The organism is Streptacidiphilus monticola (assembly GCF_042658505.1).
Lineage (GTDB): Bacteria > Actinomycetota > Actinomycetes > Streptomycetales > Streptomycetaceae > Streptacidiphilus > Streptacidiphilus monticola.
The window spans coordinates 1-18,161 of sequence record NZ_JBHSQJ010000076.1; the positions used below are offsets into that span (position 1 = coordinate 1).

Here is an 18,161-nt window from a genome sequence, read left to right on the forward strand (position 1 = left end):
CGAGGGCGCTCCGCCGCCTTGGATCCGGCCGCGCCTGACGCCGCGGGCTGATTCGGAGAGATCCGCCGGACAGGCTCTACGGCAGCGGGGCGGCGGTCCAGGCGCCGCCAGGGTGGCGGTACTCGGGATCGGCCGGGTCCAGGGGGCCGCCGTGGGCCGCCTCCAGTCCCGCGGCGAAGACCTCCGAGTCGTCCTGCGGCTCGTAGCCCAGACGGCGGGTCGGCGGGCAGGCCCGCCCGGAGGAAGCGGCCGACGCCGCCCGCCGCTCCGGCGATCAGTACACGTGCCATCAGGTCGTCCCCTCCAGGGCGGTGACGGGTCGTCGGCCGCGCGCCGGCCGCCGGATCAGCGGCGGGCGGCTCGTTCGATGCGGGCCCGAGCGGTGAACAGGGCGTCCACGACCCGCGCCTCGGTGGCGTCGTCCAGTCGTGCGGTCGGCACCGAGACGCTGAGCGCGTCCCGGGCCGGGCGGCTGGTGTGCAGGGCGATGCCGAAGCAGCGGATGCCCAGGGTGTTCTCCTGCCGGTCCACGGCGTAGCCGCGCTCGCGGGTGGCGGCGAGGTCGGCGGCGAGGGCCTCGGGATCGGTCAGGGTGTGCTCGGTCAGGGCCGCCGGGGCCGGGCCGACCAGCTTGCGGACCTCGGCGGCGGGAAGCTCCGCGAGCAGCGCCTTGCCCAGCGAGGTGGCGTGCGGGCAGGCGGCGGCCGATCCGGGAGATGGGCCGCAGGTAGTGCCGGGACTCGCGGGTGGCCAGGTAGACCACGTCGGACCCGTCGGCGCGGGCCAGGTGGACGGTCTCGCCGGTGGACTCGGACAGCCACTCCAGGGTGTCCCGGGCCGCGTCGACCAGGGTGTCGCCGTCGATGTAGGCGGTGCCCACGAGCAGGGCGCGGACGCCGATGCCGTAGCGGGTGCCGGTGGCGTCGGTCTCGGCCCAGCCGCAGTCGGCCAGCGTGCGCAGCAGCATGTACAGGCTGCTCTTCGGGTAGCCCAGGGCATCCTGGAGGTCGGCCAGGGAGTGCAGGCCGCGGTGCGAGGCGAAGAACTCCAGCAGCTCGACCGTGCGCAGCGCTGACTTGACCGGGGCGGGGGTGTCGGCGGAGCTCATGGCGGTCATCTTCTCGCGGCGGCAGGGGCGTTCGGCGTGCGGGCCCGGACGTGAGCGGTCAGCGCGGCGACTCCGGCGAGGTCGGCGTCCGAGGCCAGGCCCAGGTGGTAGAGGCGGGCGCCGGTCGCGCCGCTCGCGTCGACCTGGGCGGGGAGGGTGTCCGGGGAGCCGCCCATGCCGCGCACGGCGAGCAGGCTCGCGCGGGCGGCCGGCCCGGTGGACCGCGCCGGGCCCGGCTCCGTCCAGCAGTTGACGACGAGTCCGGCGACCACCGGGGCGGTGCGGGCGACCTCGACGCCGGTGAAGGACCCGGAGCCCAGCGGGTCGGGATCGGCGTGCAGGAACACCCGGGTGCGGTCCAGGACGCGGAGCATGGCGCCGGACTCGGCGAGGACCGCGCGGGCGGCGGCGACCAGCTCGGCCAGCCGGGACAGATGCTCCGCGCGCGGTGGCGACAGCGGCGGACGGACCGGCCCCGCGTCCCGTCCTTCGAGGGCCACGGCCGCCTTGACCAGAGCGACGGCGTAGCCGCGGCCCGGTTCGCGCAGCTCCGTCAACGGCCGGTAGAGGACGTCCAGCAGACGGCCCGTCAGCTTCTCGTCGCCCGCCCGGTAGGCGCGGTGGAAGGCCATGGCGATGTCGGGCGCGAAGCAGTAGACGGCCGAGGAGTAGCCGGTGACGCCCACGGCCCGGTAGGCGAGGGCGCTCATCTCGGCGGTGGGCATGCCGTTGAGCCAGAGCAGCCGGTCGGCGCCGAGGCGGTCGCGGACCGTTCCCATGATCCGCTGCAGCTGCTCCAGGTTGCCGCGGCCGTCCTTGAACCCGACGACGTTGGGAAGTTCGGCGAGCTCGGCGACGAGCGAGGGGGTGAACACGACGCCCTCGCGCTGGTAGAGGATCACGTCCAGGCCGGTGTCCCCGGCGATCCGGGTGTAGTGCGCCTTCAGGCCGTCCGCGTCGCCCTGCGCGAGGTAGTGCGGCAGCACCAGCAGGCCGTCCGCGCCGGCCTCGGCGGCCGCGGTGCTGAACTGCCGTGCCAGGGCGGCGTTGTGGCCGGTGCCGGCGACGACGGGCAGGCGCCCCGCGGCCTCCTCGACGGCCACGGTCACCACGTCGCGGTACTCGGCCGGGTCGAGGGACCAGAACTCCCCGGTGCCGCAGGCGGCGAGACCGCCGCGGCGCCCTGGGCCAGCCGCTCCCGTACGTGGGCCCGGTAGGCGTTGAGGTCGAGCCGGCCGTCGGCGGCGAAGGCGGTGACGGGGAAGAAGAGGAGCCCGTCGAGACGGTCGGCCAGGCGTGCGGACATCGGTGCTCCGGTTATGTATGTGAATGAGAACCAGGCTGGTGGCTGCCACGCGACGAGCGAAGGCCCAGGCCCTCAACCATGGATGGGGAGGTCTCGGCCGCGAGTTGTTCACGTGTATGAACGTCAGGAGTGACCGGCGTCAGTCGAAGGCGACCGCCTCGGCCGGCACGATGCGCACGCCCGCCTCGGCCAGGCGCTGCTCCACCTGTGCGGGGACCTCGCCGTCGTGGGTGGAGTGGGCGCCGGACGCCAGCACGACCCGGTGGCCGCGGGACAGGGCCGCGAGCGCGGTCGCCGTGACGCAGAACTCGCTCTGCATTCCGGCCAGGACCAGCGTTGCCGTGGCAGGCAGCAGATCGGCCAACCCGGTGCCCGCGAAGGCGTCCTGCTCGGACTTGTCGACGACCGGCTCCCCGGGCAGCGGCTCGTGGACGAGCTGCCAGCCGTCCGTTCCGGGCCGGTCGGGGTCGTCGGGGCCGCCGTTGTTGCGGATGTGGACGACCAGGGCCTCGGCCTCACGGGCCCGCGCGAGCAGCGCGGAGAGGGCCGCGGCGACCGAGCGGGCGGCCACGACGGGCTCGGGCGGCAGCAGCATGTTGCGCTGCACGTCGATCAGGAGCAGAGCGGTGGGCATGAGGCCATCATAGGAACATGTGTTCGAATTGGCGAGCACCGCCGACGGCGCGGCGGAAGGCATTTCAGGCATCGCCCCAGGCAGTGCTACTGTTCTTCCCGTGCCCGGGCGATTAGCTCAGTGGGAGAGCGCTTCGTTCACACCGAAGAGGCCACTGGTTCGAACCCAGTATCGCCCACCGGGAAACTGAGGCCCCTTGTCGAACGAGGGGCCTCAGTGCTGTCCCCGGTGCTGTTCTGAGTAGCCGTCAGGCCGCCTCCTCCGCCCAGCCCCGCATCGGCCAGGCCGGGTTCACCGGATCCGCGGCCGTGCCGCTGCGGGCGAACCACTGCTCCAGGCCCCGGGCTTGGGCCGCGTGCCAGACGGCCTGCCGCAGGTGCAGCTCCGCCGTGGTCAGCCCACCGAGCCGGGTGCCGTGGCGGCGGCCGATCTCCCGGGCGAGGCGCAGGGCCGCCGTGGCGTCCGCCGCGGCGTCGTGCGCCGCGTCGAGGACCACCCCGTACTGCACGCACAGGTCGGTCAGCGTGCGGCGGCCCTTGCGGTAGCGGTCCAGGTGCTTGTCGAGCACCCAGGGGTCGAGCACCAGCAGCGGGTGGCCGGCCGTGTAGGCGTCGAGCGGCAGGCCGCGGTGCCGGCGCAACTCCCGGTCCAGCAACGTCAGATCGTAGGGCGCGTTCATCACCACCAACGGGCGCCCGGCGCGCGCGCTCTCCGCCAGGGCGCGCGCGATCTCGTCCGCGACCACGCCCGGCGGCCGGCCGTGCTCGCGCGCCCAGGCGTCCGTCAGACCGTGCACGGCGGTGGCCTGTTCGGGTATCGGCACCCCGGGATCGGCCGCCCAGCGGGTGACCGCGGGGGGCGTCCCGGGGATGTCCTGAACCACCAGGGCAGCCGTGACGATCCGATCCGACTCGACGTCAACTCCCGTCGTCTCCGTGTCGAACGAGGCCAGTGGGCCCTCGTACCACGCCGTCATCCCGACCTCCCCTCGACCGGACACATCACCGTGATACCCGGTCACCCTCCGCGTTCAACCCTCGCCGGAAGGGTTCCGACCTGCGTCGCCGTTTCACTCGTACGAACGTTGGAAATCACAGGAGTTGACGGGGCGTCCGAAAACCGACGGTGCCTCGCGGCGCGTTCACTCTCCGCTTCCCCACAGCCCTGGTGGCACCGACATGGCACTCACAAGGCCGGAACCGGCCGATCCGCAGCTGCCCGGCCGGCCCGCGGCCGACCGGTCCGACGTGCTGCGCGGTCAACTCGCCGTCACCTCCTGCATGGAGACGCTCCAGGTCGGGTACCTCCATGCGGTGGTGGCGGCGGCCGGCTGCGCACTCGCCTCGCCGTTCCCGGACAACGGGATCGACTGGCATGTCAGCCACGGCAGTTCGAGCCACACGGAGGACGACGAGGTCACCGTCAAGGTCCAGCTCAAGTGCACCTACCAGACGGCCCCGGATCCGCCCGGCGGCCACTTCAGCTTCACCCTCGACAACGAGCACCTGCGCAAACTGGCCCATCCCCGGGTCGCCGTGCACAAGATCCTGGTGGTGATGCTGGTGCCGCGCGAGGTGGACCGGTGGCTGCTGGCCCGGCCGGACCGGCTGGAACTGCGCCACTGCTGCTACTGGGTCAACCTGGCCGGCCATCCGGTCACCGGCAAGCGCCGGACGAATGTCCGGATTCCCACGGACCAGGTCTTCGACGATCGTGCGCTGTGCGCCATCATGGCGCGTGTGGGGGCGGGCGGGCGTCCGTGATTCGTCCGGAACCACCCCTGCACCGGAGGGAAGGCGTGACAGCGATGCGGCGCGACACCCGGCAAGCCGAGACGGCGACCCTGCGCGGAGTGGTCCGCGCGTCCGGCGCGGGCGAGGCGGGCAGCCCGCTGCCCGGCTCCCCGCTCGCGGATGTGCCGTTGCCTGATCCGGCCCGGGTCGAGCCCGCCGTGCTGTGCGCGCTGCTGGCCCGGCACGGCTGGATCCGCCGCGGCGGCGCCCAGGGCCGGTACAGCCGGTGGACCGCCCCGGAGGACCTGGAACCGGACACCAGCCTGCTGGTCCCCGCGGACCGCTCCTTCGACGACAGCCTGGACCTGCTCGCGGACGCCGTCGCGGCGCTGGCGCGATCCGGCGTTCCGTCAGCAGGCGTGATCCTGGCGGCACTTGCGGTGCCCGGCGACGAAATCCACTGGCGCCGGGAGACCCCGGGCGCGGGCGGAGCGGTCCCCTGGGACGCGGACGCCGAACTCCACGCCGGGGCGAGCGGGATGCTCGCGGCCGCGGCAAAGGCCGGCCAGGCGCGGGCGGCGTACTTCGGCGCGCGCTTCGAGGCCGAGGCACGGGACTTCCTGGGGCGGGTGGTCGTCGTCGCCCCCGGCTCCGGGGCCGGAACGCTGACCGCCTACCTGCCGGCCCCGGACGACCGGGCGGCGACGACGGCTCTCGCGCGATCGCTGGAGGCGCTGCGCGACGCGGTGGACCTCCAGCGCACGACCGGGCGGGCAGACGCCTTCGACGCCGGGGTGCGGGTCGGGGTCAGCCATGAACTGGTCGCGGCGGTGGTGCGGCTGGTCCGGGGCAGCGAGGGGGTGGCCGTCTCGCTGGCCTGGTCGCCGCAGGCGGGCACGCCGGGCGGCTTCGGCAGCCGGCGGCTCGCGGTCGAGTTCTCGCCCGGGGACCTGCCCGCGCTGGAGGAGGCGGCCGACCGACTGGAGCGGAGTGAGCCCTCCCGGCCCGTGGAGCTGGTGGGCGCGGTGGTCCGCCTCAAGCGGGCGGTGCCCGGCGCGACGGGGACGGTCCGGCTGCGGGTGCTGGGTGGCGCGGAGGTGGAGGAGGTCCGGGTCCGGCTGGACGACGCGGAGTACCGCGTGGCCGTGGAGGCCCACCTGACGGGCCGTCCGGTGCGGATCCGCGGCCGGTTGGAGCGGAAGGCCGGCTTCCGGAGACTGGCGAGCCCCACGGACCTGCGGATCGCGGACCTGGAGGAGGGGGAGCGGGAGCGCCTGCTCAAACCGCTCCGCGAACCCGAGGACGCCCCGTAGCGCGGCGTAGCCGCCGGGGGCGCGGACTCCTGCCGAGCCGAGCCCGCCCCGGGAGGTGACGTGCCCGCAGGTGATGGGGCTCGTGTGAGCCGAGGGCACCGGTAGCGCGGCGTAGCCGCCGGGGGCGCGGACTCCTGCCGAGCCGAGCCCGCCCCGGGAGGTGACGTGCCCGCAGGTGATGGGGCTCGTGTGAGCCGAGGGCACCGGTAGGGCGGCGTAGCCGCCGGGGGCGCGGACTCCTGCCGAGCCGAGCCCGCCCCCGGCGGGGTGCCGGGTTGCTGGCGTGCGCAGTTCCCCGCGCCCCCGGCGGGGTGCCGGGTTGCTGGCGTGCGCAGTTCCTCGCGCCCCTGGCGGGGTGCCGGGTTGCTGGCGTGCGCAGTTCCTCGCGCCCGGGGCGGGGTGCGTGGCTGGGGTTGCGCGAAGAGGAGCGGGGGCTCGGTACCATCAGGGGCNCCGCGCCCCCGGCGGGGTGCCGGGTTGCTGGCGTGCGCAGTTCCTCGCGCCCCTGGCGGGGTGCCGGGTTGCTGGCGTGCGCAGTTCCTCGCGCCCCTGGCGGGGTGCCGGGTTGCTGGCGTGCGCAGTTCCTCGCGCCCGGGGCGGGGTGCGTGGCTGGGGTTGCGCGAAGAGGAGCGGGGGCTCGGTACCATCAGGGGCGGCAGCCCCCTGCCGCTTCCCCCAGGAACCGAGAGTCAGGAGAGTCCGGTGTCGGACGTCCGCGTGGTCATCAGTCGTGAACCCGATCGGGAAGAGCGCGTGGTGACGACGGGCACTACGGCGGCCGAGCTCTTCCAGGACGACCGCAGCATCATCGCCGCCCGTGTGGGCGGCGAGCTCAAGGACCTGAGCTACGTCCTGCAGGACGGGGACGTCGTCGAGGGCGTGGCCATCCGCAGCGAGGACGGGCTCAACATCCTGCGCCACTCCACCGCGCACGTGATGGCGCAGGCCGTGCAGGAGGTCTTCCCGGAGGCGAAGCTCGGCATCGGCCCGCCGATCAAGGACGGCTTCTACTACGACTTCGACGTCGCCAAGCCGTTCACCCCGGACGACCTCAAGGCCGTCGAGAAGAAGATGCAGGAGATCGTCAAGCGCGGTCAGCGCTTCTCCCGCCGGGTGGTCACCGATGACGAGGCGCGCGCGGAGCTGGCGGGCGAGCCGTACAAGCTGGAGCTGATCGGGCTCAAGGGCTCGGCCTCCACCGACGACGGCGCGGACGTCGAGGTCGGCGCCGGCGAGCTGACGATCTACGACAACATCGACGCCAAGACCGGCGAGCTGTGCTGGAAGGACCTCTGCCGCGGTCCGCACCTGCCCTCCACCCGGCTGATCCCGGCCTTCAAGCTGATGCGCAACGCCGCCGCGTACTGGCGCGGCAGCGAGAAGAACCCGATGCTGCAGCGCATCTACGGCACCGCCTGGCCCTCGAAGGAGGAGCTGAAGGGCTACCTCGACTTCCTCGTCGAGGCGGAGAAGCGCGACCACCGCAAGCTCGGCGCCGAGCTGGACCTGTTCTCCATCCCCGAGGACATCGGCTCCGGCCTGGCCGTCTTCCACCCGCGCGGCGGCATCATCCGCCGGGCCATGGAGGACTACTCGCGCAAGCGGCACGAGGAGGCGGGCTACGAGTTCGTCTACACCCCGCACGCGACCAAGGGCACCCTGTTCGAGAAGTCGGGCCACTTGGACTGGTACGCCGACGGCATGTACCCGCCCATGCAGCTCGACGAGGGCGTGGACTACTACCTCAAGCCCATGAACTGCCCGATGCACAACCTGATCTTCGACGCGCGCGGCCGGTCCTACCGTGAACTCCCGCTCCGCCTCTTCGAGTTCGGCACGGTGTACCGGTACGAGAAGTCCGGAGTGGTGCACGGCCTGACCCGTGCCCGCGGCTTCACCCAGGACGACGCGCACATCTACTGCACCAAGGAGCAGATGGCGGAGGAGCTGGACAACCTGCTCACCTTCGTCCTCAACCTGCTGCGCGACTACGGCCTGAACGACTTCTACCTGGAGCTGTCCACCAAGGACCCGGAGAAGTACATCGGCTCGGACGAGGTCTGGGAGGAGGCCACCGAGACGCTGCGGAAGGCCGCCGAGAAGCAGGGCCTGCCGCTCGTGCCGGACCCGGGCGGCGCGGCCTTCTACGGCCCGAAGATCTCGGTCCAGGCCAAGGACGCGATCGGCAGGACCTGGCAGATGTCGACCATCCAGGTCGACTTCAACCTGCCCGAGCGGTTCGACCTCGAGTACACCGCCCCCGACGGCACCCGTCAGCGGCCGGTCATGATCCACCGGGCGCTGTTCGGGTCGATCGAGCGCTTCTTCGCCGTCCTGCTGGAGCACTACGCGGGCGCGATGCCGCCGTGGCTGGCCCCGGTGCAGGCGGTCGGCATCCCGATCGGCGACGCGCACGTCCCCTACCTGCAGGAGTTCGCTGCCGAGGCCAAGGCCAAGGGGCTGCGGGTGGAGGTGGACGCCTCGTCCGACCGGATGCAGAAGAAGATCCGCAACCACCAGAAGCTCAAGGTCCCCTTCATGGTCATCGTCGGCGACGAGGACATGGCGGCCGGCACGGTGTCCTTCCGCTACCGCGACGGCTCGCAGAAGAACGGCATCCCCAAGGCGGAGGCCCTGGCCGAACTGGTCGACGTCGTGGAACGCCGGGTGCAGGTGTGACGCCTCGGCGGCTGTGAGTGACGGAGGGCGGTCCCGAAACGGGCCGCCCTTCGGCCTATGCTGATCAGCATGACCACCGAGCCGGAGCAGCAGCAGGGAGTCGGGGTCCAGGACGCGTTCCAGCGCCTGTGGACCCCGCATCGCATGGCCTACATCAAGGGCGAGGGCAAGCCGAGCGGCACCGCGCCCGAGGACGGCTGTCCCTTCTGCGCGATCCCGTCGATGAGCGACGAGGACGGGCTCATCCTGCGGCGGCGCGAGCACGCCTACGCGGTGCTCAACCTGTACCCGTACAACAGCGGCCACCTGATGGCGGTGCCGTACCGGCACGTCGCCGACTACACGGAGCTGACCGCGCAGGAGACGGCCGACGTGGCCGTGCTGACCAAGCAGGCGATGACCGCGCTGCGCGCGGCGTCGGGCGCCCACGGCTTCAACATCGGCATGAACCAGGGCTCGGTCGCGGGCGCGGGCATCGCCGCCCACCTGCACCAGCACGTCGTCCCCCGCTGGGGCGGCGACACCAACTTCATGCCGGTGGTCGGCCACACCCGCGTCCTGCCCCAACTCCTCGCCGACACGCGGAAGATGCTCGCGGAGGCGTGGCCCGAGGACTGACCCCCGGGCGGTCAGCCGGCGAGCAGCCGCTGCGCCAGGTCGCGGTACTGCCGCAGGGCGAGCCTGAGTTCCTCGGTGCCGACGGCGCCGTCCCCGGCGGGCTCGGCCCAGGACGAGCGGGCGGCATGCCGGTGCTCCTGCAGCCCGGCGGTGATCCGGGCCACGGCGTCGGCGACGACGGCGTCCGCGGCGCGGACGGCCTCGCCCGGGTCGTCCACGAAGACGTCCAGGGCGTCCTCCAGACGGCTCGTCAGCTCGGCCCGGTCCTCCGGGGCGAGCAGCCGCGCGTCGGCACGGGGCGCTGCGGGCGCCGCCCTGCGGTCGCCGGGGCCCGCCTGTCGCGGCAGGCGGGCCTTCGGTCCGCGCGGGGCTTCGGCGTCGTGTCCCTCCGGCTGCTGCGGCACGCCGGGTGGTTCCTCGGGTCGGTCCGTCACGCTGTCCCTCCGTACGGTCGTGGTGGCAGGTCCGGTCGCACCGGCTGACAGGCCGTCAGGCCGAGGCCGGGTGCCTGCGGCCGGGGCGCAGGCGGTCCAGGGACCGGGGCGACCTCTTCGACGCGGTCGGCCGGTCGGCGTCCGCCAGCAGGTCGGTGAAGAGTTCGCGCAGCCGCAGCAACTGGGCGCGGAGCGCGTCGGTGTCCGCGGCCGGGCCGGTGCCGTCGGCGAGAGCCAGGGACTCGCGGTAGGCCTGGGTCCGGTCCGGGTGGTGCACCGACAGCGCGGCCAGGTGCGCCTCCGTGCCGTCCTCGGCGTCCGGGTAGCCGCGCAGTCGCGCCGCCCACGCGACCAGGTCGGTCGCTGCCGCCACCGCCTCCGGCGGGGAGTCCACGAAGCGGCGCTGGGTCTCGGCCCAGTCCGCCCTCAGGGCGGACGCCGCGGCCGGCTCGAGCGGTCGCGGACGCAGGTCCCCGAACCGGTCCAGACGGTGCGTCAGTTCCTCGGCGGCTGCGGCCTCGTCGCCGTCGTGGGCGGGGACCGCCAGGTCGTACTCGGGGCCGAAGCGGCGTCGCAGCCGGCCGGAGCCGCCGTCACGGCGGGCGGCGACGACGGCCAGGGCCGCGCCCAGCAGCAGGACCAGGACGACGATGACGGCGATTGCGGTGGCCATGGGTGCCTCCTCCAGTTCCGGCTGTGCTCGCTCCAGGGCTGTGCTCAGACGAAGGGGAAGCCGTAGAGGCCGCCGTAGTAGGCGCCCAGGCGGTCGCGGTAGTCGGCGTCGCCCAGGTGCTGTTCGTAGCTGAACTCCGGCGCGTTCTTGACGTCGTCGCGGGTCCGGTCGAGATGGACCGTCTCGTGCTCGGCGTCGATGCGGGACACCGCGCCGACCGGGATCAGCACCTGCTTGCCGAAGATCCACGGACCGGTGTCGACGACCAGGTAGCCCTCGTCCGCCTCCGGCGTGGCGGCGTCCACCCGGCCGATCCGGCCGTCCTCCGCCTCGACGTGGTAGCCGACGAGGTCGGCGCCGTCGAGGTAACCCGCCTCCGGGCGGTAGCTCCAGATGCTCTGGCTCACGGAACCGGCTCCCTTCCCGGGGCCTGTCCCGGCCCCGACGAGGAGCCGCCTACCCCCGAATCACGCCTCGATTCGGGGGCCTTGGGCTGACCGGGCGTCAACTCGCGTCGTACTCGTCCGCCTTGGAGGGACGGGAGGACTGCATCTCCGCGGAGATGAGGTTCGAGCGGGTCTGGAACCTGTCCAGGGCGACGTCCTGCTCCGGCAGCAGCTCCAGCAGGGCCGCGTGCGCGGCGCGCAGCACGGGCACGGAGACGCGGATGGCGTCGTCCGCCATGAAGCGGTTGTTCCAGGGCTTGGACGCCCAGGCGGACCGCAGCCCGAAGGGCTCGGGCAGCTTGAGGGTGCCGCCCAGCCAGCCCAGCAGGCCGACGCTCCACTCGAAGTGGGTGAACGGGGCCCGGACCGCCAGCCGCACGACCTCCGCGGCGGAGTTGATCAGGGGCAGTTGGACGGTCCGCTTCTCCCAGAAACGGAAGGTCTTGGCGACCTCGATCTCCGGGGGCTTCGGCTTCTTCGTGAACAGCGCGGGCAGCGGGCCCAGCGCGTGGCCGGTGACCTCGACCCGCAGGCTCGGGCCGAGCGCGGTCACCGTGGTGTTCAGCGTGACCACCAACTGGCCCTCCCAGAGCACGAACTGGGTGCCCAGGTAGTGGCGCGGGCCGTTGCCGAAGATCTGGCGGTTGGCGATGTTCTGCACGGCGTGGGCGCGCATCCGGGTGCCGTCCATGTCCGGGCCGACCGGGCGGGAGATCTCGTCGGCGCCCTCGCCGATCGCGGAGATGATCCAGTGCTCCACCTGCACCGAGGGGATGCCGCCCTCGGCCAGCGGGCTGCGGGTGAGCAGGCGCAGCCGCTCCTCCATCCTCCGGATCACGTCGAAGTTGTGGAACGGCCGGATCTCCTCCAACTCGCCGGCGGCGTTGAGATTCTCGTCCAGGGACCAGCTCGCGTAGCGGCGGCCCATGCCGAGGATGCCCTTGGGGCCGGCGTAGTGGGCGATGTTGGTGTCCTGCTCGGCGGCGATGGCGGCCAGCTGCTTGCGCAGGTTCTCCGCCTTCTTGTCCTCCGGGCCCATCGGGACCGCGCCGGAGGTCTTCGGGCCCGGGCCGGTGCCTTCGAGCAGGCCGCCCCAGCGGTCGTGCAGCGTGTGCGCGGTGTCCAGACAGACCCGGCGGGCGAGGAACCAGCCGACCACCGGCAGCGGGATCATCAGCTGGAGGTACCAGCCCCACAGCCCGCCAGTGCCGTGGTAGCGCCAGAGCAGCGCGGCGGCCACGATGACGGTCAGCACCTGGATCGCGACGCGCAGCGCCTGCCGGTTGCGGTCCTTGCCCTCGCCGCCGACCAGGTAGGCGGCCAGCCACAGCGCGGCACCGGGCAGGAAGAGCAGGCCGAAGACCAGGGAGATCCAGGTCAGCCGCCGGTCGCGGACCTTGCGGATCTCCTGGGCCTCCAGGCAGTGCTCGATGATGATGCGCGGCTGGGCGCCGTAGGAGGGCACCAGCGGCTTGCGGCCGGCGCCCAGGGTCCGCTTCAGCACCGCCTGGCAGAAGGCCTCGCCCAGGTTCGGCTTGAACAGGCCCTCGGCCCGGCCCTCGGTCCAGGTGGTGAGCGTGGCCGTGTTGGTGGGCTCGGTGACGGCGTTGATGAGGTCCTCGACCTCGGAGTCGCGGTAGGCCATCGAGGCGATGGCGGAGGTCGCGCCGGTGTTGGGGGTGGGGTCGGTGCGGAGCACCTGGGGGCCGATATCCGTCGAATCCGTCACCGCAGACCCTCCCGACGGCCGGAGGGGCCCCGGCCGATCTGCTGATCATGTGTCATATCCCGTGCCGGACCAGGGTATCGCCGCCGATCATGCGCCGTCAGGGCTTCGCCGGGTCGGAACCGGCCGATCGGCCACCCTGGGCGTCCCGCCCCGGAGGTCACTCCTGCGGTCAGGATGCCCAGGGTGACGCGGAGTCACTCCTTCGCCGCGGCAAGGGCCTTGGCGGCCAGGGCCTCCGGCATCGGCTCGTGCCGGACGTAGCTGCGGCTGAACTGCCCGGCGCCGTGGGAGAGCGAGCGCAGGTCCACGGCGTAGCGGATGATCTCCAGCTCCGGCAGCTCGGCGCGGACGACGGTGCGGCCGCCGGACTCCAGCGGCTCGGTGCCCAGCACCCGGCCGCGGCGGGCGGAAAGGTCGCTGAGGACGGTGCCCACGTAGGCGTCGGGGACCAGCACCTGGACGTCGGCCACGGGCTCCAGCAGCCGGATGCCGGCCTCGGCGGCGGCCTCGCGCAACGCCAGCGCGCCGGCGGTCTGGAAGGCGGCGTCCGAGGAGTCGACCGAGTGCGCCTTGCCGTCGACCAGCGTCACCCGCACGTCCACCACCGGGAAACCGGCGTGGACGCCCTTGGCCAGCTGAGCGCGGACGCCCTTCTCCACGGACGGGATGAACTGGCGCGGCACCGCGCCGCCGACGACCTTGTCGACGAACTCGAAGCCGCTGCCGGTGGGCAGGGGCTCGACGTCGATCTCGCAGATGGCGTACTGGCCGTGCCCGCCGGACTGCTTGACGTGCCGGCCGCGCCCGTGGGCCGCCCTGGCGAAGGTCTCCCGCAGCGGGACGACGTACGGGACCGGGTCCACCTGGACGCCGTAGCGGCTGCGCAGCCGCTCCAGCAGCAGGTCGGCGTGCGCCTCGCCCATGCACCAGAGCACCAACTGGCCGGTGTCCTGGCTCTGTTCGAGCCGCAGGGTGGGGTCCTCGGCGACCAGCCGGGCCAGCGCCTGGGACAGCTTGTCCTCGTCGGCCTTGCTGTGCGCCTGGACCGCGACCGGGAGCAGCGGGTCGGGCATCTCCCAGGCGGAGATCACCAGCGGGTCGGCGGGGGAGGAGAGGGTGTCCCCGGTCTCGGCGCGGGAGAGCTTGGCCACGCAGACGATGTCGCCGGCGATGCCCTGCCCGATCTGACGGAGCGTCTTGCCGAAGGGCGAGCTGATCGCGCCGACCTTCTCGTCCACGTCGTGGTCCTCGTGCCCGCGGTCGGCCAGCCCGTGGCCGGAGACGTGCACCGGGCTGTCCGGGCGCAGCGTGCCGGAGAAGACGCGCAGCAGCGAGAGCCGGCCGACGTAGGGGTCGCCGGTGGTCTTGACGACCTCGGCGGCCAGTGGCCCGGCCGGGTCGCAGGACAGGTCCGTGCGCGGCTTGCCGTCCGGGGTGGTGACCTCGGGGAAGACGTGCTCGGCCGGGGAGGGGAACCCCGAGGTGACGATCTCGAGCAGCTCGATGCTGCCGAGGCCCTGCTTGCTGCCCTCCGCCGGAGGCAGCGCGGCCAGCACCGGGTGGAAGCTGCCGCGGGCGACCGCCTTCTCCAGGTCGTCGATGAGCGACTTGATGTCGAGGGACTCACCGCCGAGGTAACGGTCCATCAGAGTCTCGTCCTCGGACTCCTGGATCACGGCCTCGATCAGCCGGCCGCGGGCCTCGTCCACCTCCGGGTCGAGTTCGGACTCGATGGGGGTCTCGGTGCGCACGCCGGTGCCGTAGCCGTAGCAGGTGCGCGACAGCAGGCCGATCAGACCGCTGATCGCGGGGGTGCCGTCGGGGCCGGGGGAGCCGTGCAGGTGCGGGAGGTAGAGGGGGACCACCGCCTCCGGGTTCTCGCCGCCGAAGGCCTCGCGGCACAGCTCGACGGTCGCCGCGAAGTCGGCCTGCGGGCCGTCCAGCTTGGTGACCACGATGGCGCGCGGCATGGAGACGGCGGCGCACTCGTCCCAGAGCATCCGGGTCGCGCCGTCGATCCCGTCGGTGGCCGAGACGACGAAAAGGGCCGCGTCGGCGGCCCTCAGTCCGGCGCGGAGTTCGCCGGTGAAGTCGGCGTAGCCGGGGGTGTCCAGCAGGTTGACCTTCATCCCGTCGAACTCGACGGGGACGAGGGAGAGTTGGACTGAGCGCTGCTGGCGGTGCTCGATCTCGTCGTAGTCGGAGACGGTGCTTCCGTCGGGGACCCGGCCGGGGCGGTTGATCGCCCCGGTGGCCAGGGCCAAGGTCTCGGTGAGGGTGGTCTTGCCTGCGCCACTGTGGCCGACCAGCACCACGTTGCGGATCTGTTCGGGGCGGTCGGCCGCTGCTGCCCTGCCGGCGGCCCCGGAGGATGTTCCTGTCTTCTCGCCCATAGTCACCAGTCTCCTCTCGCGCACGCGTCGCGCCAGTGCCACGGGCGAGCGCTGGGTGGGCGACTCGTCACCCGCGGTGACCACGAGCTTTGCACTGCGTTGGCCGGTTGGCCAGACAACCGTCACGGCGGGTCTCCGGCATTTCCGGGCGGCGGTCCGGCGGCGGCTCGACGGCGGTCCGGGGGCCTCCCCGGCAGCGGGTCGGGGCGCGAGCCGCGAAAGGCGCTGCCGATACGATGGCCGCACACTTCCCAGCTGCTGGAAACGGAGCGGTCGGCAGACCCATGCTCAACAAATTCGCCCGAGCCTTCTTCACGAAGATCTTCACCCCGCTCGCCGCCTTCCTGATCCGGCGCGGAGTCAGCCCGGACGCGGTGACCCTGGTCGGCACGGCGGGCGTGGTGGCCGGTGCGCTGGTGTTCTTCCCGCGCGGCAGCTTCTTCTGGGGCACGGTCGTGATCACGCTGTTCGTCTTCTCCGACCTGGTCGACGGCAACATGGCGCGCCAGCTGGGCCGCACTTCGGCCTGGGGCGCGTTCCTGGACTCGACGCTGGACCGGGTCGCCGACGCGGCGATCTTCGGCGGCCTGGCGATGTGGTACGCCGGCCGGGGCGACAACGAGCTGCTGTGCGCGGTGGCGATCTTCTGCCTGGCCAGCGGGCAGGTGGTCTCGTACACGAAGGCGCGGGCCGAGAGCCAGGGCCTGCCGTGCAAGGTGAACGGCGTCGTCGAGCGGGCCGAGCGCCTGGTCGGCACGCTGGTCGCCGCGGGCTTCTCCGGACTGCACCAGTTCGGGGTGCCCTACATCGAGTGGCTGCTGCCGATCGCCCTGTGGCTGGTCGCCGCCGGCAGCCTGGTCACCGTCCTGCAGCGGATGCTGACGGTGCGTCGGGAGGCCGCCGAGCAGGCGGCCCTGGTGGGCGGAGGGCGATGAGTCCGACTCGGGACGACCTGACCTATGCCGCGTACGCGGCCGGGTGGGGACTGGTCAAGAAGCTGCCCGAGCGGGCGGCCCACGGTCTCTTCGAGAAGATCGCGGACCAGGTGTGGCAGCGCCGCGGGAAGGGCGTGCTGCGGCTGGAGGCCAACCTGCGCCGGGTGCGGCCGAAGGCGGACGAGGACGAGATCCGCGCGCTGAGCCGCGCCGGGATGCGCTCCTACCTGCGCTACTGGTGCGAGTCCTTCCGGCTGCCGGTGTGGACCGAGGAGAGGATCCGGACCTCGTTCGCGCCGGAGAACGTGCACCTGCTGGACGACAACCTCGCGGCGGGCCGCGGCGTGATCCTGGCCCTGCCGCACATGGGCAACTGGGACCTGGCCGGCGCCTGGGTGGTCGTGCGCGGCTACCCCTTCACGACGGTGGCGGAACGGCTGAAGCCGGAGAAGCTCTTCGACCGCTTCGTGGCCTACCGGGAGGGGCTGGGCATGGAGGTGCTGCCGCTCACCGGCGGCGCCAACACCCTTGCCACGCTTGCCAAGAGACTGCGGGCGGGCGGCCTGGTGTGCCTGGTCGGCGACCGCGACCTGTCCGAGTCGGGAGTGCAGGTGCAGTTCATGGACGAGGCCACGCGGATGCCGGCCGGGCCCGCCGCGCTCGCCCAGGCCACCGGAGCGGCACTGCTGCCGGTGACCCTCTGGTACGACGGCACGCCCGTGATGAAGGGCAGGGTGCACGAGGAGATCGCCGTCCCGGAGTCCGGCACCAAGCGGGAGAAGATCGCGGCGATGACGCAGGCGATGGCGCAGGTGTGGGAGGAGGGCGTGCGCGAGCACGCCGAGGACTGGCACATGCTGCAGCGCTTCTGGCTCGCCGACCTGGAGCCGCGTGAGCCGCGGGAGTCCCGGGAACCGCGTGAGCCGCAGCAGCCGGGCGGCCCCGGCACGCCTCTGGAGCCGCGGTCGTGAAGATCGGTGTGGTGTGCCCGTACGCGTGGGACGTTCCGGGCGGCGTCCAGTTCCATGTCCGCGACCTGGCCGAGCACCTGATCCGGCTGGGCCACGAGGTGTCCGTGCTGGCCCCGGCCGACGACGACACCCCGCTGCCCGAGTACGTGGTCTCGGCCGGCCGGGCGGTGCCGGTGCCGTACAACGGCTCGGTGGCCCGGCTCAACTTCGGCTTCCTGAGCGCCGCGCGGGTGCGTCGCTGGCTGCACGACGGGGACTTCGACGTCCTGCACATCCACGAGCCGGCCTCCCCGAGCCTCTCGCTGCTCGCGTGCTGGGCGGCGACCGGCCCGATCGTGGCGACCTTCCACACCGCGAACCCGCGTTCGCGGGCGATGATCGCGGCCTATCCGATCCTGCAGCCCGCGCTGGAGAAGATCAGCGCGCGGATCGCGGTGAGCGAGTACGCCCGGACGACCCTGGTGGAGCACCTGGGCGGGGACGCGGTCGTCATCCCGAACGGCGTGGACGTCTCCTTCTTCGCGGACGCGCCGGTACGGAAGGAGTGGCAGGGCGGCACGCTCGGCTTCGTCGGCCGCATCAACGAGCCGCGCAAGGGCCTGCCGGTGCTGCTGGACGCCCTCCCGAAGATCCTCGCGGAGCGTCCGGACACCCGGTTGATCGTCGCCGGGAAGGGCGACGAGGAGGAGGCCGTCAAGGGCCTGCCGGCGGAGGTGCGGGAGCGGATCACCTTCCTCGGCATGGTCTCGGACGAGGAGAAGGCGGAGCTGCTGCGGTCGGTGGACGTGTACGTCGCGCCGAACACCGGCGGTGAGAGCTTCGGCATCATCCTGGTCGAGGCCATGTCCGCGAGCGCGACGGTGCTGGCCAGCGATCTGGACGCGTTCCGGCAGGTGCTGGACGGCGGCGCGGCGGGTGAGCTGTTCCCCAACGAGGACTCAGATGCGCTGGCGGCGGCGGCGGTTCGCCTTCTCGGCGATTCCGACCGCCGCCAGGAGTTGCGGGAGGCGGGGGCGAAGCACGTCCGCCGCTTCGACTGGGAGACGGTCGGCGCGGACATCCTCGCGGTCTACGAGACGGTGACGACGGGCGCGGCGGCGGTGGCCGAGGACGACCGCCTCAACCCCACCTGGCGCTCCAGACTCGGGCTCTAGATGATCGATTCCAAGGGTCAGTGGTCGTAGGCGGT

At 72.8% G+C, this 18,161-nt stretch carries 14 protein-coding genes, 1 tRNA gene and 2 pseudogenes; 8 read left to right on the forward strand and 9 right to left on the reverse strand.

What is annotated here, in order from left to right; all coding sequences use genetic code 11:
• Positions 1 to 345: 345 nt before the first annotated feature.
• From ACFP3V_RS18875 to ACFP3V_RS18885, 3 genes and pseudogenes are all read right to left on the reverse strand, one after another.
• Positions 346 to 1,108, reverse strand: a pseudogene (locus tag ACFP3V_RS18875) (IclR family transcriptional regulator).
• Between the two features lie 377 nt (positions 1,109 to 1,485).
• A pseudogene (locus ACFP3V_RS18880) lies at positions 1,486 to 2,414 on the reverse strand (5-dehydro-4-deoxyglucarate dehydratase); the annotation flags it as partial.
• Between the two features lie 139 nt (positions 2,415 to 2,553).
• Positions 2,554 to 3,048: an isochorismatase family protein gene (locus tag ACFP3V_RS18885; RefSeq protein ID WP_380584924.1), complete on the reverse strand. Its 495-nt coding sequence runs from the start codon at positions 3,046 to 3,048 to the stop codon at positions 2,554 to 2,556.
• Between the two features lie 106 nt (positions 3,049 to 3,154).
• Here ACFP3V_RS18885 and ACFP3V_RS18890 point away from each other — a divergent pair.
• Positions 3,155 to 3,226 (forward strand) — tRNA-Val (locus tag ACFP3V_RS18890).
• Between the two features lie 69 nt (positions 3,227 to 3,295).
• On the opposite strand, the gene ACFP3V_RS18895 is transcribed toward ACFP3V_RS18890, so the two are convergent.
• Positions 3,296 to 4,024, reverse strand: coding sequence for an exonuclease domain-containing protein (locus ACFP3V_RS18895; RefSeq protein ID WP_380584926.1), 729 nt, complete (start codon positions 4,022 to 4,024; stop codon positions 3,296 to 3,298).
• A gap of 202 nt (positions 4,025 to 4,226) precedes the next feature.
• Between ACFP3V_RS18895 and ACFP3V_RS18900 the strand changes: the two genes are divergently transcribed.
• From ACFP3V_RS18900 to ACFP3V_RS18915, 4 genes are all read left to right on the forward strand, one after another.
• Positions 4,227 to 4,811 carry a DUF4365 domain-containing protein gene (locus ACFP3V_RS18900; RefSeq protein WP_380584928.1) on the forward strand — a complete coding sequence of 195 codons (585 nt, stop codon included), beginning with the start codon at positions 4,227 to 4,229 and terminating at the stop codon, positions 4,809 to 4,811.
• A 44-nt stretch (positions 4,812 to 4,855) separates the two neighbouring features.
• Positions 4,856 to 6,094 (forward strand): hypothetical protein, encoded by a 1,239-nt coding sequence (locus ACFP3V_RS18905; RefSeq protein ID WP_380584949.1) that lies wholly within the window; start codon positions 4,856 to 4,858, stop codon positions 6,092 to 6,094.
• A 702-nt stretch (positions 6,095 to 6,796) separates the two neighbouring features.
• Positions 6,797 to 8,773, forward strand: coding sequence for a threonine--tRNA ligase (thrS, locus tag ACFP3V_RS18910; RefSeq protein ID WP_380584930.1), 1,977 nt, complete (start codon positions 6,797 to 6,799; stop codon positions 8,771 to 8,773).
• 57 nt (positions 8,774 to 8,830) lie between these two features.
• On the forward strand, positions 8,831 to 9,391 hold the full coding sequence (locus ACFP3V_RS18915) for an HIT family protein (protein ID WP_380584932.1): 561 nt from the start codon (positions 8,831 to 8,833) through the stop codon (positions 9,389 to 9,391).
• A gap of 11 nt (positions 9,392 to 9,402) precedes the next feature.
• On the opposite strand, the gene ACFP3V_RS18920 is transcribed toward ACFP3V_RS18915, so the two are convergent.
• From ACFP3V_RS18920 to ACFP3V_RS18940, 5 genes are all read right to left on the reverse strand, one after another.
• The gene (locus ACFP3V_RS18920; protein ID WP_380584934.1) at positions 9,403 to 9,825 is read right to left on the reverse strand and encodes a hypothetical protein; all 423 of its coding nucleotides are present in this window, start codon (positions 9,823 to 9,825) and stop codon (positions 9,403 to 9,405) included.
• Between the two features lie 55 nt (positions 9,826 to 9,880).
• Entirely contained in the window at positions 9,881 to 10,498 is a 618-nt protein-coding gene (locus ACFP3V_RS18925; RefSeq protein WP_380584936.1) for a hypothetical protein, read from the reverse strand.
• A gap of 44 nt (positions 10,499 to 10,542) precedes the next feature.
• A complete protein-coding gene (locus ACFP3V_RS18930) occupies positions 10,543 to 10,905 on the reverse strand; it encodes a PRC-barrel domain-containing protein (RefSeq protein ID WP_380584938.1) in 363 nt (120 codons plus the stop codon).
• 97 nt (positions 10,906 to 11,002) lie between these two features.
• On the reverse strand, positions 11,003 to 12,673 hold the full coding sequence (locus ACFP3V_RS18935; protein WP_380584940.1) for a hypothetical protein: 1,671 nt from the start codon (positions 12,671 to 12,673) through the stop codon (positions 11,003 to 11,005).
• Positions 12,674 to 12,867: 194 nt separating this feature from the next.
• The gene (locus ACFP3V_RS18940) at positions 12,868 to 15,066 is read right to left on the reverse strand and encodes an elongation factor G-like protein EF-G2 (RefSeq protein WP_380584942.1); all 2,199 of its coding nucleotides are present in this window, start codon (positions 15,064 to 15,066) and stop codon (positions 12,868 to 12,870) included.
• Between the two features lie 284 nt (positions 15,067 to 15,350).
• Here ACFP3V_RS18940 and pgsA point away from each other — a divergent pair, with 284 nt between their 5' ends.
• Genes pgsA through ACFP3V_RS18955 form a run of 3 tightly spaced genes read left to right on the forward strand, consistent with a single transcriptional unit; the run spans position 15,351 to position 18,126 of the window.
• Positions 15,351 to 16,001, forward strand: a complete 651-nt coding sequence (gene pgsA / locus ACFP3V_RS18945) for a phosphatidylinositol phosphate synthase (protein ID WP_380584944.1) — start codon at positions 15,351 to 15,353, stop codon at positions 15,999 to 16,001.
• A complete protein-coding gene (locus ACFP3V_RS18950) occupies positions 15,998 to 16,972 on the forward strand; it encodes a phosphatidylinositol mannoside acyltransferase (protein ID WP_380584945.1) in 975 nt (324 codons plus the stop codon). The genes pgsA and ACFP3V_RS18950 overlap by 4 nt, the downstream gene beginning before the upstream one ends.
• Positions 16,969 to 18,126: a glycosyltransferase family 4 protein gene (locus ACFP3V_RS18955; RefSeq protein WP_380584947.1), complete on the forward strand. Its 1,158-nt coding sequence runs from the start codon at positions 16,969 to 16,971 to the stop codon at positions 18,124 to 18,126. Before ACFP3V_RS18950 ends, ACFP3V_RS18955 begins: the two co-directional genes overlap by 4 nt.
• The last annotated feature ends 35 nt before the right edge of the window (positions 18,127 to 18,161 follow it).

Bases quoted from the DNA above. Each gene is read 5' to 3' on its own strand.
- ACFP3V_RS18885 (WP_380584924.1), bottom strand. From the start codon at position 3,048: ATGCCCACCGCTCTGCTCCTGATCGACGTGCAGCGCAACATGCTGCTG.
- ACFP3V_RS18895 (WP_380584926.1), bottom strand. From the start codon at position 4,024: ATGACGGCGTGGTACGAGGGCCCACTGGCCTCGTTCGACACGGAGACG.
- ACFP3V_RS18900 (WP_380584928.1), top strand. From the start codon at position 4,227: ATGGCACTCACAAGGCCGGAACCGGCCGATCCGCAGCTGCCCGGCCGG.
- ACFP3V_RS18905 (WP_380584949.1), top strand. From the start codon at position 4,856: ATGCGGCGCGACACCCGGCAAGCCGAGACGGCGACCCTGCGCGGAGTG.
- ACFP3V_RS18915 (WP_380584932.1), top strand. From the start codon at position 8,831: ATGCTGATCAGCATGACCACCGAGCCGGAGCAGCAGCAGGGAGTCGGG.
- ACFP3V_RS18925 (WP_380584936.1), bottom strand. From the start codon at position 10,498: ATGGCCACCGCAATCGCCGTCATCGTCGTCCTGGTCCTGCTGCTGGGC.
- ACFP3V_RS18940 (WP_380584942.1), bottom strand. From the start codon at position 15,066: ATGGGCGAGAAGACAGGAACATCCTCCGGGGCCGCCGGCAGGGCAGCA.
- pgsA (WP_380584944.1), top strand. From the start codon at position 15,351: ATGCTCAACAAATTCGCCCGAGCCTTCTTCACGAAGATCTTCACCCCG.
- ACFP3V_RS18950 (WP_380584945.1), top strand. From the start codon at position 15,998: ATGAGTCCGACTCGGGACGACCTGACCTATGCCGCGTACGCGGCCGGG.